This is a genomic window from Leptolyngbya sp. FACHB-36 (assembly GCF_014695955.1).
Classification (GTDB): domain Bacteria; phylum Cyanobacteriota; class Cyanobacteriia; order Leptolyngbyales; family Leptolyngbyaceae; genus FACHB-36.
In genome coordinates this window covers 1-12,154 of sequence record NZ_JACJPG010000512.1, presented here as the reverse complement: position 1 = coordinate 12,154, position 12,154 = coordinate 1, and the positions used below count along the sequence as shown (strand labels likewise).

13 protein-coding genes are annotated in these 12,154 nt (G+C 53.9%); 6 read left to right on the top strand and 7 right to left on the bottom strand.

Translation table 11 applies throughout. The features are described 5' to 3' along the window. Together H6F43_RS21990 and H6F43_RS14705 are read left to right on the top strand one after the other, a co-directional pair. Nucleotides 1-191: hypothetical protein (locus H6F43_RS21990; protein WP_206754572.1), on the top strand; the 191-nt coding region annotated here is incomplete at its 5' end. 92 nt (nucleotides 192-283) lie between these two features. Further along, the gene (locus tag H6F43_RS14705) at nucleotides 284-937 is read left to right on the top strand and encodes an LON peptidase substrate-binding domain-containing protein (RefSeq protein WP_190343484.1); all 654 of its coding nucleotides are present in this window, start codon (nucleotides 284-286) and stop codon (nucleotides 935-937) included. Nucleotides 938-973: 36 nt separating this feature from the next. On the opposite strand, the gene H6F43_RS14700 is transcribed toward H6F43_RS14705, so the two are convergent. Further along, on the bottom strand, nucleotides 974-2,563 hold the full coding sequence (locus H6F43_RS14700; RefSeq protein ID WP_190343483.1) for a bifunctional pantoate--beta-alanine ligase/(d)CMP kinase: 1,590 nt from the start codon (nucleotides 2,561-2,563) through the stop codon (nucleotides 974-976). A 152-nt stretch (nucleotides 2,564-2,715) separates the two neighbouring features. Between H6F43_RS14700 and H6F43_RS14695 the strand changes: the two genes are divergently transcribed. The 3 genes from H6F43_RS14695 to H6F43_RS14685 all read left to right on the top strand — a co-directional run bounded on the left by H6F43_RS14695 (nucleotide 2,716) and on the right by H6F43_RS14685 (nucleotide 5,356). Further along, nucleotides 2,716-3,486 carry a ferritin-like domain-containing protein gene (locus H6F43_RS14695; protein WP_190343482.1) on the top strand — a complete coding sequence of 257 codons (771 nt, stop codon included), beginning with the start codon at nucleotides 2,716-2,718 and terminating at the stop codon, nucleotides 3,484-3,486. A 120-nt stretch (nucleotides 3,487-3,606) separates the two neighbouring features. Further along, the gene (locus tag H6F43_RS14690; RefSeq protein WP_190343481.1) at nucleotides 3,607-4,494 is read left to right on the top strand and encodes an alpha/beta fold hydrolase; all 888 of its coding nucleotides are present in this window, start codon (nucleotides 3,607-3,609) and stop codon (nucleotides 4,492-4,494) included. 7 nt (nucleotides 4,495-4,501) lie between these two features. Beyond that, nucleotides 4,502-5,356, top strand: coding sequence for a type IV pilin-like G/H family protein (locus H6F43_RS14685; RefSeq protein WP_190343480.1), 855 nt, complete (start codon nucleotides 4,502-4,504; stop codon nucleotides 5,354-5,356). A 41-nt stretch (nucleotides 5,357-5,397) separates the two neighbouring features. On the opposite strand, the gene hemH is transcribed toward H6F43_RS14685, so the two are convergent. Continuing rightward, nucleotides 5,398-6,561, bottom strand: a complete 1,164-nt coding sequence (gene hemH, locus H6F43_RS14680; RefSeq protein ID WP_190343479.1) for a ferrochelatase — start codon at nucleotides 6,559-6,561, stop codon at nucleotides 5,398-5,400. A 322-nt stretch (nucleotides 6,562-6,883) separates the two neighbouring features. On the opposite strand from hemH, the gene H6F43_RS14675 reads away from it, so the two are divergent. Further along, the gene (locus H6F43_RS14675; RefSeq protein WP_190343478.1) at nucleotides 6,884-8,068 is read left to right on the top strand and encodes a site-specific integrase; all 1,185 of its coding nucleotides are present in this window, start codon (nucleotides 6,884-6,886) and stop codon (nucleotides 8,066-8,068) included. On the opposite strand, the gene H6F43_RS14670 is transcribed toward H6F43_RS14675, so the two are convergent. The 5 genes from H6F43_RS14670 to H6F43_RS14650 form a co-directional block, all read right to left on the bottom strand. Beyond that, nucleotides 8,049-8,876, bottom strand: coding sequence for a Uma2 family endonuclease (locus H6F43_RS14670; protein ID WP_190343477.1), 828 nt, complete (start codon nucleotides 8,874-8,876; stop codon nucleotides 8,049-8,051). The genes H6F43_RS14675 and H6F43_RS14670 overlap by 20 nt on opposite strands. 137 nt (nucleotides 8,877-9,013) lie before the next feature. Then, on the bottom strand, nucleotides 9,014-9,880 hold the full coding sequence (locus tag H6F43_RS14665) for a type IV pilin-like G/H family protein (protein WP_190343476.1): 867 nt from the start codon (nucleotides 9,878-9,880) through the stop codon (nucleotides 9,014-9,016). 63 nt (nucleotides 9,881-9,943) lie between these two features. Continuing rightward, entirely contained in the window at nucleotides 9,944-10,480 is a 537-nt protein-coding gene (locus H6F43_RS14660; RefSeq protein WP_190343475.1) for a thioredoxin family protein, read from the bottom strand. A 115-nt stretch (nucleotides 10,481-10,595) separates the two neighbouring features. Next, nucleotides 10,596-11,501, bottom strand: a complete 906-nt coding sequence (gene speB, locus H6F43_RS14655) for an agmatinase (protein WP_190343474.1) — start codon at nucleotides 11,499-11,501, stop codon at nucleotides 10,596-10,598. A 218-nt stretch (nucleotides 11,502-11,719) separates the two neighbouring features. Beyond that, on the bottom strand, nucleotides 11,720-12,154 hold a 435-nt coding region (locus tag H6F43_RS14650; RefSeq protein WP_190343473.1), incomplete at its 5' end, for a Uma2 family endonuclease.

Genomic DNA, 12,154 nt, shown 5'->3' with positions numbered 1-12,154 from the left:
TATCGTTGAAATGTGTTACCGAGATGGACATGAGAGCACGTGGAATGCTTCACTCTCGCGCTTCTGTCGATCACATTTGTCTGTCGGAGCAACTTGTATCTATTGCTTCTGTCACGGCTTGGGAAGGAAAAAGAGCAGGTGAGCCACGAATGAGTGATCACAATGGTGTTCTGGTGAAGTTTAAGCTTTAGAGCTGGTGCGATCGAGCGTTCTAACGGCTATGACTCCCTTAGTTCAATGCGATACAGTGTAGAAAGAAGCTTTGTTCTTTACGGATTCCCCAATGGCGTCTTCTTCATCGATCGCGGTTCGAGAACTTCCTCTATTTCCGCTGCCAGAAGTGGTTTTGTTTCCTGGTAGACCACTTCCTCTGCACATCTTTGAGTATCGCTACCGAATCATGATGAACACGATTCTGGAAAGCGATCGTCGCTTCGGCGTTTTGATGTGGGATCAGGTTCAAGGGCAACCTGCTGTCGTTGGCTCCTGTGCGGAAATTATTCACTACGAGCGCTTACCAGACGGGCGCATGAAGATTATGACAGTTGGGCAACAGCGGTTTCGCGTTCTGGAATATGTGCGCGAGAAGCCCTACCGAGTCGGCTTAGTAGAGTGGATTGAAGACCACCCACCCGTCAGCGATCCGGCTCCACTGGCTCAAGAGGTTGGGCAGCTGCTACAAGACGTTGTTCGCCTCTCTGCTAAGTTGACCGGACAGGAAATTGAGCTTCCAGACACGATGCCTGACTTGCCGATCGAGCTATCTTACTGGATCGCTAGCAACCTCTACGGCGTTCCTGAGGAGCAACAGGCACTGTTGGAGATGCAAGATACCATCAACCGACTGCAACGAGAAGCTGAGATTTTGACCTCAACCCGTAACCACCTCGCTGCACGAACGGTCCTCAAGGATACGCTCGGAGACACACCTCAGTAAGCTTGAACGTGCAGGCAGGCGGCGGTATGAAAACGATTAATTGGCGCTGACCGTCGCCTGCACTCGCTCACGGTAGAGATTGGCAATGTGCTCAATCACTTGATCGATGCTTAGCCCATCCGTTTGGATCTCGATCGCGTCGGCTGCCCGGCGCAGTGGAGCCAGAGCGCGAGTGCTGTCTTTGCGATCGCGCTCGTAGATCGTTTGCTCAAGCTCGTCGAGGCTAATCTTGCCTCTGCCCTGCTCTTTCAAGTCTTGCTGTCGTCGTCGTGCCCGCTCTTGCACGGAAGCAGTCAGGTACAGTTTCAGCTCGGCATCAGGAAAGACGTGCGTGCCAATGTCTCGACCCTCAATTACAATGCCGCCGTTGCGACCGTAGCGACGCTGCTGTCGGACCAATTCATTCCGCACCGCAGGCTGCGCCGCGATCGTTGACACACGGGCTGTGACTTCCGGGCTACGAATTGCCTGAGTCACGTCCTGTCCATCGACAGACACCTGGATTGAGGATGGGTAGCCGCTTAAGGCAATGTCACACTGACTAACCAACTCTGCAACGGCAGGCTCATCGTCTAATGAGATGCCCGATCGTAGAACTAGCCACGTCAACGCTCGATACATTGCGCCAGTGTCCAAGTAAAGCAAATCGAGCGTTTGGGCAAGCTGTCGGGCAACGGTAGACTTTCCGGCTCCGGCTGGTCCGTCGATTGCCACGATCGGCTTGCGGCGACACAGCAGAATGTTGTCAATCAGTCGAGTAATCCCAATGCGAGCAGCGAGCGCTAATAACCCTTCGTCCTCTACGGCGTTTAAGGGAGTCAACGTTGTTGGGTGAACCAGCTCAACGTACTCAGGCGCGATCGCGGGTACCGCTGCCAGTTCTGATTCAACCGCACGGATTAGCGTTTGGCTGGCACGCTCTCCTGCCTGAAACGCCTTCTCTGCCCGCCGTAACCCACGATAAAGGACGCTTGCTTGTTCCCGCTGCTCTGCTGTCAGGTACTGGTTGCGCGAGCTGTAGGCAAGCCCATCCGGCTCTCGAACGATCGAACACGCCACAATTTGTACGGGCAAATTTAAGTCGCTGACCAATTGCCGAATAATCGCGATTTGTTGCGCGTCTTTTTGCCCAAAATAAGCGCGATTCGGCTGTACTAAATTGAGCAGCTTCGTCACGATCGTTGCCACACCGCGAAAATGCCCAACTCTAGAGCGACCGCACAAAACGGACGTCATGAATTCCGGTGGGACAACCTGCGTTAACGGTGCGGCTGCAATGCCCAATTCCTCAGCAGACGGAGCAAACAGAACATCCACTCCCACTTCTTCACATCGCTGACGGTCCTGCTCTAGTGTGCGGGGGTACTGCTGAAAATCCTCGCTCGGTCCGAACTGGAGCGGATTCACGAACAAACTAACGACGACAATTTTGTTTTCGCGTCGTGCCTGCTGAATCAAGCTTAGATGTCCAGCGTGTAGCGCTCCCATGGTTGGTACTAGCCCCACCTCCGGAGCTGCACCGATCGGCGATGCTTCGTACGTCAACGAGTCCAGAGATCGAGGTTGGCTGGATCGATGTAACTCTAAATAGCATCGCAATCCGGCAACGGTAGTAAACAGGCGCACCGACGAACCCCTCCAAAGACTCTGCTCCGCTAATAGTGTATAGAATCTCTTGCTTGGACGGGGGCAGACTGCTCAGGAAAACGGTCGTCAACGCTGCCCTCTGACCTAGAAAACAACGCTAGGATGTCATCTGTAAGCTCCTCCAGACGTTTATGAACTTTTTGACTCAAGTGCTGCATTTGGTTGGTTCCGGTGCCGTAGCATTTATCTCTGCTCGAAGCATCCGAGATCCCCTGACTCGTCCAAACACTCTGGCAGGGCTACAGTTAGCCGAATCTGGCTCAGTTCCGTTTTTGGAAGCGCTCCGCGATCGTGCGGCGGCTGAAGGAGATGACTGGTTGGCAGAGCGACTGGCTCGACACGCGAATGATGAGCGACGTCATGGACAAATTTTTGCTCAGGCGCTCAAGCAGCTTGACAAGAAGGTGATTGACTTCAAATCGCTACCAAAACCCACTGCTGAGAAACCAGCAGACGATCGTCAGCGTAGCCCATTTTTCAGCGCCTATTTCGAGGGCTACTCGCGCGAAGACTTGCAGCCAGAGAATCTCGATTGGGTTGTGTTTATCGCCAGCACGTACATTCTGGAACTCGACGCCAGCAAGGACTTTGTTCGCATGGCAAATGCGCTTCCGGAGGACGATTCCCGCAGCGCTAGCCTCAAGAAAGGGATGCTTAGCATCGCCAAAGACGAAACAGGACACGCTGCCTACCTGCGCGAGGCGCTGGAGCGCCGTCTGTCTCCGATTGCGGCTGAGGCGGCGATTGACCATTGGCGCACCCGCAAAGTCAATGCAATGTTGGCGATGGTCACAAGCTTGGTTCAAAAAGGCGGCAAGCTGCCCTCATTGGTGCAAGATGGCGCACCTGTAGACCTGCCCTCCCAGCCCGAAAGCCAGCTCGAACCTGTTGCGGTCTCATAGAAGTCGCACAGTTGGATAGGCAACGGGACTGGAATAACGGAACGATCGCTAACGGCTAATAGCCATTCAGCGTGACCGCTTCATCTACTTTTTTAATGGTGATTTGATCCAAGAGTGACAATGCAAGCAACTCAAACGGCAGCGATTCCCGGTCAGTACTGGCACTGGCGACAGCAGCCGATTTACTACGTTAAAGCGGGCGATCGCCAGTCCCAGCGCCCGCCGCTGCTGCTGGTGCACGGTTTTGGAGCTTCCACCGATCACTGGCGTAAAAATCTTGCCGGACTAAGCCAAGACTTTGAGGTTTGGGCGATCGATCTGCTGGGATTTGGGCGATCGGCAAAACCAGACTGGCAATACAGTGGCGACCTGTGGCGCGACCAGCTTCATGACTTTATCTCTGACGTCATTGGACGACCCGCTGTGCTAGTTGGAAATTCTCTAGGCGGCTACGTCTCGCTGTGCGTTGCGTCGCAGCGCCCCGATGCGGCGGCTGGCTTAGTGCTAATCAACAGCGCGGGTCCCTTCACGGACATCCAAGGCACGACGAAGCCCGATCCAATCCGAGAGGTCATGGGGAGGTTTGTGCAAGTTCTGTTTCAGCAAGACTGGGCAAGCTTTCTGCTGTTTAAGTATGTGCAGCAGAAATCAGTGATTCGTCGCACGCTGGAGCAAGTGTATCTCGACAAGAGCGCCGTCACAGAGCAGCTTATCGAAGAGGTCTACCGCCCCTCGTGCGACGCTGGCGCACCCAAAGTTTTCGCCTCAGTGTTTCGCACTCCGCAAGGCGAAAAGGTGGATGTGCTTTTGAGTCAGATGCCGCGTCCGCTGTTGATGCTGTGGGGCGAGGCTGATCCCTGGATTAACGCTAGAGAGCGGGGCGCAAAATTCCGCCAGTACCATCCTCAGCTAACCGAGTACTACTTACGTGCCGGACACTGCCCGCATGATGAAGTCCCAGATCAGGTGAATGAGCTTCTCCGGACTTGGGTGTTAAATCAGGTGTAAGCGAACAATGGGAATGCGAAACGCTGCGAAATGGTCTTGCTGCATCACCGTTGTTGCTCTGCTCAGCGCTTGTAATACGCTGCAACGTCCGTTCGGAGGCGCCGTGCGATCGCCCGATCGCACGGCTTCCCCGCTCGTCAGCTCTCCATCGCTAACGTCGCTTCCGTCCCCCAGCATTTCACCCACCTTCCCTGACAACCCCTTTCAGAAAGCCACTGATCGCGCTGCCAGCGCCAGCACGCTGGCTCAATCTGCCCAAACCGGTGAAGATTGGACGCTCGTGCTGAGCCACTGGCAGGAGGCGATCGCGCTGTTGAAAGCGGTGCCTCCTGCCAGTCGTGATCGTGCTGCCGCTCAAAAACTACTGCCGGAGTACCGACAAAGTCTGATTCGTGCCCAGCAGCAGGCAAAACGAGGCCCCAATCCGACGACGATCGCGAAACCGGACAGCGGCGGGATTCCACTAATTGCCAGTGATGCACCCATTACATCTGCTCCAGAGTCCCCAGCGCAAGAGGACGCCAAGCGCATCCTCAACGAGCTAAACCAGCGGCAGACAAGCTTTTTTCAGGCACAGAAGCGGTTTGCTGCAAACTTAGAGGAACTCGGCAGCAATTTTGCAGCAGAAACAGAGAACTATGCCTTTCGCATTGCCTCCGCCCAACTGAACCAGGCGGTGGCAACTGCTACTGCAAAACAGGATGGGCTGCGAAGCTACGCTAGCGCGATCGTGGTGGTCAAAGGGGAGAAGAATGACGATCGTCCCCTCACTCGTCTCTGCGAAACCCGCCAGCCGTCAAAAACTCCGCCAGCTGCTCCTCGCTTGGTCAACAATGAACTCCAGTGTCCTACGGCTCAGTGAGCATGGAGTCTGTTTTGGCGCTAAAAATTTAAGCGCTTAAATTACAGCAGCCCGATCGCGTGCAGTGGACCGTGTCCCAGCAGCAGTTCCATCAGCACTGCCAGAATTCCCAGCATTGCCAAGCGACCGTTCCATACTTCTGCCGAGGTAGTCATGCCCCATTCCCAACGCTCCTGGGGATACATCTTGGTTTGCTCAGGCGGACGCGTGACTTCAGCAAACGTCTGACTGGGAGCGTGTGTCGCTTCAACCACCATATCTGCCAGCTCTTCGATAAACCGGGGATGCGTATTCAGCGCTGGCACGCGATGAAAATTCTCGATTCCAGCTTCCTCAGCGACTTCCCGGTACTCCATATCAATTTCTTGCAGCGTTTCGATGTGCTCCGAAACAAAGCTAATGGGCACCACCACCAAATCTCTAACGCCTTCATCGGCAAGCTGCTTCAGCGCGTCTTCGGTGTAGGGCCGGAGCCACTCGACTGGACCAACGCGGCTCTGGTAAGCAAGCGTGTAGGCATTGGAACGATCAAGCGTTTGCATAATTCGCGCGGTGCAGTCTTCAATCTCGCGCTGGTAGGGGTCACCCGCTTCCTCAACGTAGCTAACTGGAACACCGTGAGCGCTAAAGAAGACATGCACCTGCTCGGGGTTGGGGAACTGGTCAAGCTCTTGAGCGATTAACTGGGCCATCGCTTGCAAATAGCCAGGACGATCGTACCAGGAGGGAATCACCGTGTAGTCAATTCGACCCAAGGCAGGATCTTCGTCCCAAAGCTGCTCTAGCAGTCGGAAGCTAGACCCACTCGTGCTAATCGAGAATTGAGGGTACAGCGGCAGAATCACCAAGCGATCGATGTGATCGCGCTTAATACGAACGATCGCCTCTTCGGTGAACGGATGCCAATAGCGCATTCCAATATAAACGCTAGCAGGCTCGCCCTTTTGCTGAAGCTGTGCCTGAAGCGCCTGTGCCTGCTCCTCTGTGATACGACGCAGCGGAGAACCACCCCCAATCAGTCGATAGTTCTCTTGGGATTTCTTTGCCCGAAGCGTGGAAATCATCCAGGCAAGGGGACGCTGGAGCCAAGGGAAGGGCAGTCGAATAATTTCCGGGTCAGCAAACAAGTTGAACAAAAACGGACGGACATCCTCTAACTGGTCCGGTCCACCCAAATTCAGCAGTAAAACCCCTACTCGACCCATAACAGCGGCTAATTTCCCATGCTCTCAGGTTTGTAACTGATTTTAACATTGAGTCTTGCTTTGCGAACCACTCCCCAGGTTAGGGATTCTTCAAGTCCAGAGCGAGCGCGACAATCTAACAGCAGTTTTGTACAACGGCGATCGAGCGGTATTGATTGAGCCAACGTCTAACCGTTCACCGGGGTTAGGCGAACTGCATCGATGCAACAAATTCTCAAGTAGCTCGGATAAATTGTGCGTGCTCCGTTGAAGGATGCGCATTCCCGAAGCCTCGGTTAGCCGCTATTCTAAATAGTGATTTCTGGCTGACTGCTGGCTTGCCATGACCGCTACGAACTCCATTGACGATCGCATTGTTCAACTGAACCAGCGGCTGAAAGCCGCCCGAATGGGGTTCCAGATCGAGCGGCGAGGGCAACGGCTAAATCTGCGAGGGGTTCTGCCGCCGCGCCCGAACAGCGATCGTCTCAAACCCCACCAGCAGCGATTGAGCTTGGGGCTGCCTGCAACGACAGCCGGACTCAAGCAGGCAGAACAAGAAGTCAAAATCATTGCGGCTCAGTTAATTCAGAACAGCTTTGACTGGCGCAACTATAGATCGGGACTTGGGCGGTTAGACCAACTGGACCTGTCCCAGCAGATTCAGGAATTTGAAGACGAATTTTTCAGCGACCCAGAGCGGCACAAGCTGGCATCTGCCAAAACGACGTGGAATGCTGCGTATGCGCCTTATTTGCGGAAGCTGGAGGCGCTCGCCCAAGCCAACCCGAATTTGAGTTTGACTGAGGCGATTTATGCGACGGTGCGATCGACGCAGGCTAACTCTCGTAGTCGGCAAGTGTGCTGCACGGCGCTAGATGCCTTTGCCAAATTTTTGAATTTAGACTTGCCCAAACCGCTCAAATCGCTCTGGGGAAACTATGGAACCAGCCGCACTCAGTCCCGCGAGCTGCCTTCGGATGACTTAATCGTGGCAACGTGGGAGAAGATTCGCAATCCAGAGTGGCGCTTTGTCTATGCAGTGATGGCAACGTATGGACTGCGCAACCATGAAGTGTTTTTCTGTGACTACTCAGCGCTGCTGCAAGCGAATGAAGCAACCGTGCGCGTTCTTAGCACCACCAAGACCGGAGAGCATGACGTGTGGCCCTTTTATCCAGAGTGGGTGGAGCAGTTTAACCTGCGAGAAGTTGCCTTACCGCAGGTTCAAACCGATCTGAGCAAAACTACCCTGCAACGGGTCGGGCAGGGCGTCACGAAGCAATTTCGCCGCTATGAGCTACCGTTCTCGCCTTACGATTTGCGGCACGCTTGGGCAGTCCGCACGATTCACTTTGGCTTACCGGACACCGTTGCTGCCCGGATGATGGGGCACTCGGTTGCGGTGCACACACGCACCTACCACCAGTGGATTACCCGCCGCGACCAGCAGCAGGCAGTAGAAACTGCACTGCGACGATCGTCCCTGACTGCACCCGGAGACACCGCTAAATCTCGTCTAGATTGACGCCCATTGCTCGGAGTTGTTCGGCTAGTCGGTCTGCTCGTTGGCGTTCTGCCTCTGCTCGTTGATGTTCGGTGTTTGCTCGCTGGCGTTCTGCCTCTTGTCCCTCTGCCCCCGTGGGAATCACCTGACCCTGACGATCGCACCAGCGCAACCATAGCCTTGTGACGTCTTCTTCAAACTGCCCCTCCCACAGAGTCAGCCCTAGCCCGATCGTGTCCAACCACACAGGCTGTCCCACTTCAATGATTCCTTCTGCAGGCGTGACTTCTACGTACCGTCCGGAGGCGATCGTCCAAACCCGCAGCAGTGCCTTGTTCATCTCATGCTCGCCTTGAGTCTGCCGGAGCGGGTCAAACACAGCGTAGTAGGGAACTCCAATTTGGGTGTAGATATCCTTCTTAGAAACCGTCTTGCCTTTCTGCTGCGATTTCTTGCTCAGGGTCAACTCATCGCCTTCAGCGTTAGAGACAATTTCGATACACACGTCTGGAGCTTTACCAAACTCCCAAACAAAGTAGGAGCGGTTTCGCCTCTGGGAGAGGTCGTCGGGTCGCTGAACTCCCAGACTAAGCATGGCATCGGGGACGATCGGATCGCCCTTGAGTTTGTAGAACAATCCCACATTGGCAGCAGCAAGGAACGGAACTGGCAACGCTTTAGAACTGTAAAGCGGTTCTACTAGTAGTCGCTGCTGTACCTCCGATTGAAAATTGTCCACAGGCGTATCGTCTTCGATGACGAGATGGCTGATATCAAGCTCAGTGACAATTTCTTCTGATCCTTCTATCTCAAAAGCTTGCTGAGTCATGGGGCTGCAATCCGAACTTAATGCCTCATTATGAGCAGGGTTGACGCATTTTGACTAAAACCTCGAAGGTTTAAGAAACCTCCGAGGTTTGCGTAGCTCCGCGACGATCGCCTGCCTCAGCACGCGATCGCGTTAGCCTAATTCAGTCGGGTATAGCCTGTGGGACATTGAAGCTGTTTATTGACCAGACGCGGCTTAGAAAACGCAGGAACTTGACGAGTGGGCTGCTGACTGGCGCACAGCGCTGTAATCGTAATCACTTCACCTTTTTCGCTTCTGGTCGTCACTAAGCCAACGTAGCTTTTTAAACCATCTCGCGTCGGGATCGCAACGTTCTGCGCCGATTGTCGATCGCCTGACAGCCGAACTTGAAATCGATAGTTCCTCGTTTCTGCTGAAGGTCCAGCTTGACCAAGTTGAAGTTCTGCTAAAGTGCCGAAGCGATTCTTCTCTAGGAAGTAGGCTTGTTGAACTCGATTCATTGAACCGATGTATGTCCGTGCTTCAGATTCTCGCGCGCGCTCTGCCAGCAGCCGAAGTTGGTCATCGGGATCGACAACGGGAACGCCAGGGGGAAGGGTTGTGTCAGACGAAATTTTGCGGAGCCGGATCAGCAAATCGCTCGGTGTCCATTGGCGAAGATCGATCGCTGCTAAATTTTGCGAAGGCGAGACCGATGTAGTTGGCGGAATCAATACCGTTAACAGCATCTGCTGATCTGCAACGTTACCTAACAGCATGAAAAAGCCAAAGTTTGCCAGCACTTGAGACGGTGATCCCTCAATTCGATACTTAAACCGAGTAATCTCCTTCTGCTCCTTCTCCAGGCTAAACAGATTACCTTGAGAATCAAAGATCAGCGTCACGGTTCTTGATGCGGTGGTGGGAGCAGGGATTGGCAAGCGGGCTTCCCAGCGTCCTAGTAACTGCTGCGGAATCGGAGCAGACGACTGTTGAGGAGCGGGCGGCGGCGATTGAGCCGAAGTCGGTAGTGGGGGCAGCATCGCCAGATGTGCGGCTATCAAGAGACCAGTGCTGAAACGGCGTGAAATCATGGGAGTTACCCGCTACCGTCGCCATTTAACGGAGCAGCCGACAGGCTCAGTCGAGGTGGGTGTAATGGTGGCTCCGCTGAGGATCTGAGCGATCGCATCTCTTAGATATGGCACCTTCACGGCGTTCGTGTCATTGGCATTGTCGTCTACTGCGCCGCTGTAGCAAAGGACGCCCTGCTGATTCAGCACAAAGACATGCGGCGTTTTTTCTGCTCCAAAGCTCTGCGCAACTTCCTGTGTCACATCGCGCACGTAAGGGAAGTTCAATTGATGGTCCGCCGCAAAGCGCTTCATGTTGTCGAAGCTATCGTCGGGATACTGCTCAGCATCGTTTGAGTTGATGCCGATCAGCGTCATGCCTTGGTCTTGGAACTCTGCCTGAATCTGCTTCAGCCGATCGAGATACAGCCGCACGTAGGGACAGTGATTGCACATAAACACTACACCCACTGCGCGAAACTGCTCTAAGTAGCGAGCTAGATGATGCACGCTGCCATCGACGCCGGGAATTTCGAAGTCTGGTGCGTAACTGCCAATTGAGGTACTCATTTGCTCCATGAGACTGAATCCTGTGACGTAATCAGTTATTAATCGTCAGTCGTTAGTTTTCTGTGAATCGTGTGCGCCCACGCAAAACTAACAACTGACCACCAACAACTCTCAACTACCAGCCGTTTGCAATCGCCTGATACCCAATCAGTTTATAGACTAATTTGGCGGCGGTGAACTCGGAGACGACGGAATCTGCGATCGGGGCAAGTTCCATGACGTCGCAGCCGATGACGGTGTAATGATCGATAATATGGCGCAAGAAGGTCAGCAGCGAGTACCAGTTCATGCCGCCGGGTTCGGGAGTGCCAACGCCAGGAATTAAGGTGGGGTCGATGCCGTCGAGATCGATCGTGATAAACACCTTCTCGGTTTGGATGCTTGCCCACGCGCGCTCCATCCAGTCGGGTTGCACCGCAATTTCTCGCGCCCGGAACACCGCCAACTGCTTGTCTTTGATCAGATCGGCTTCTTCCTTACAAATGCTGCGAATGCCGACTTGCACAGTAGGTAAGCCCATATCGACAATGCGGCGCATCACGCAGGCATGGTTGTGGATTGAGCCTTCGTACTCGTGCCGCAGGTCGCCGTGCGCGTCAATCTGCACGACTGTAAACGACTCATCCGGATTCGCCTGTCGGTACGCCTCAACAATGCCTGTTGTGATGCTGTGTTCGCCGCCGAGGGAAATGACGAACTTGCCGTCTGCAGCCAATTTGTAGACGGTTTCCTGCGTTGATTTCAGCATGTCTTCGGAGGAAACTTTACGCTCGCGCGTGTCGGCGATCGCGTCGTGCGTGTAGATGCCGACTTCCCACATTTCTCGGTCTAGCTCTTCGTCGTAATATTCCACTTGCTGAGAGGCGTCCAGAATCGCATCGGGACCGTTCTCACAGCCGCGCCGATACGTTGTTGTTGCTTCGTAAGGAATCGGCAAAATCACCACGCGAGCCTTGTCGTAGCTTGCCGCCACATCCGGTCCCAGGAAGGGCAGTGTCGAAACCCCAGTTTGTACCACCATGACAGAATTCGTTAATGACACTTGATCCTGACACATCTAGCCGAGAACGGCTACTCAGCGAAGTGGCGGGAATCAGGGCAAGCGCACGACTCAGTTTGCTAAGGCTTTGGCTGGCTAACGGTTCGGGTCAGCGGCGGCGGATAATCTTGAACTTCTACCGATAGCCTCTGTACCGTCCGCATCAACGAAGTCTTAGCTGGCTGGCAACTACTCAAGTTTTACTCCAATAGCCAAGCAAACAAATCTTTGATTGTAAGCTGTAGCTCACTTGAAAACGATGGTACAGGAACAACTTTATCTGGCTCATCCAACACTTCAGGTTCTTGCTTTGGACGGTAGACAAACACGGTTTGTTCATCTGGATCGATTAACCAACCCATTTGGGTTCCGTATCGTAGACAGTGAAGGATATTCTTTGTTACTTTCGTTTGGCTTTGGTCAGGAGACAGGATTTCAATTGTCCAATCTGGCGCAACAGGAAACGTGTTGGCGACCTCCCCATTCTCATCACGGGGAATTCGGTTCCAGAGAAACACTGTAATATCAGGAACAGTTGAACGACCACCAAAGGTACTGCGTAGCTCAGGAAATGCACGAGCAATACGCTTGGACTTAACTACCCCATTGATAGCAGGTACGAGTTCCCCTTGGAT

Coding starts and splice junctions, on each gene's coding strand:
- H6F43_RS14705 (WP_190343484.1), top strand. CDS start 284: ATGGCGTCTTCTTCATCGATCGCGGTTCGAGAACTTCCTCTATTTCCG.
- H6F43_RS14695 (WP_190343482.1), top strand. CDS start 2,716: ATGAACTTTTTGACTCAAGTGCTGCATTTGGTTGGTTCCGGTGCCGTA.
- H6F43_RS14690 (WP_190343481.1), top strand. CDS start 3,607: ATGCAAGCAACTCAAACGGCAGCGATTCCCGGTCAGTACTGGCACTGG.
- H6F43_RS14685 (WP_190343480.1), top strand. CDS start 4,502: ATGGGAATGCGAAACGCTGCGAAATGGTCTTGCTGCATCACCGTTGTT.
- hemH (WP_190343479.1), bottom strand. CDS start 6,561: ATGGGTCGAGTAGGGGTTTTACTGCTGAATTTGGGTGGACCGGACCAG.
- H6F43_RS14675 (WP_190343478.1), top strand. CDS start 6,884: ATGACCGCTACGAACTCCATTGACGATCGCATTGTTCAACTGAACCAG.
- H6F43_RS14670 (WP_190343477.1), bottom strand. CDS start 8,876: ATGACTCAGCAAGCTTTTGAGATAGAAGGATCAGAAGAAATTGTCACT.
- H6F43_RS14665 (WP_190343476.1), bottom strand. CDS start 9,880: ATGCTGCCCCCACTACCGACTTCGGCTCAATCGCCGCCGCCCGCTCCT.
- H6F43_RS14660 (WP_190343475.1), bottom strand. CDS start 10,480: ATGAGTACCTCAATTGGCAGTTACGCACCAGACTTCGAAATTCCCGGC.
- speB (WP_190343474.1), bottom strand. CDS start 11,501: ATGGTGGTACAAACTGGGGTTTCGACACTGCCCTTCCTGGGACCGGAT.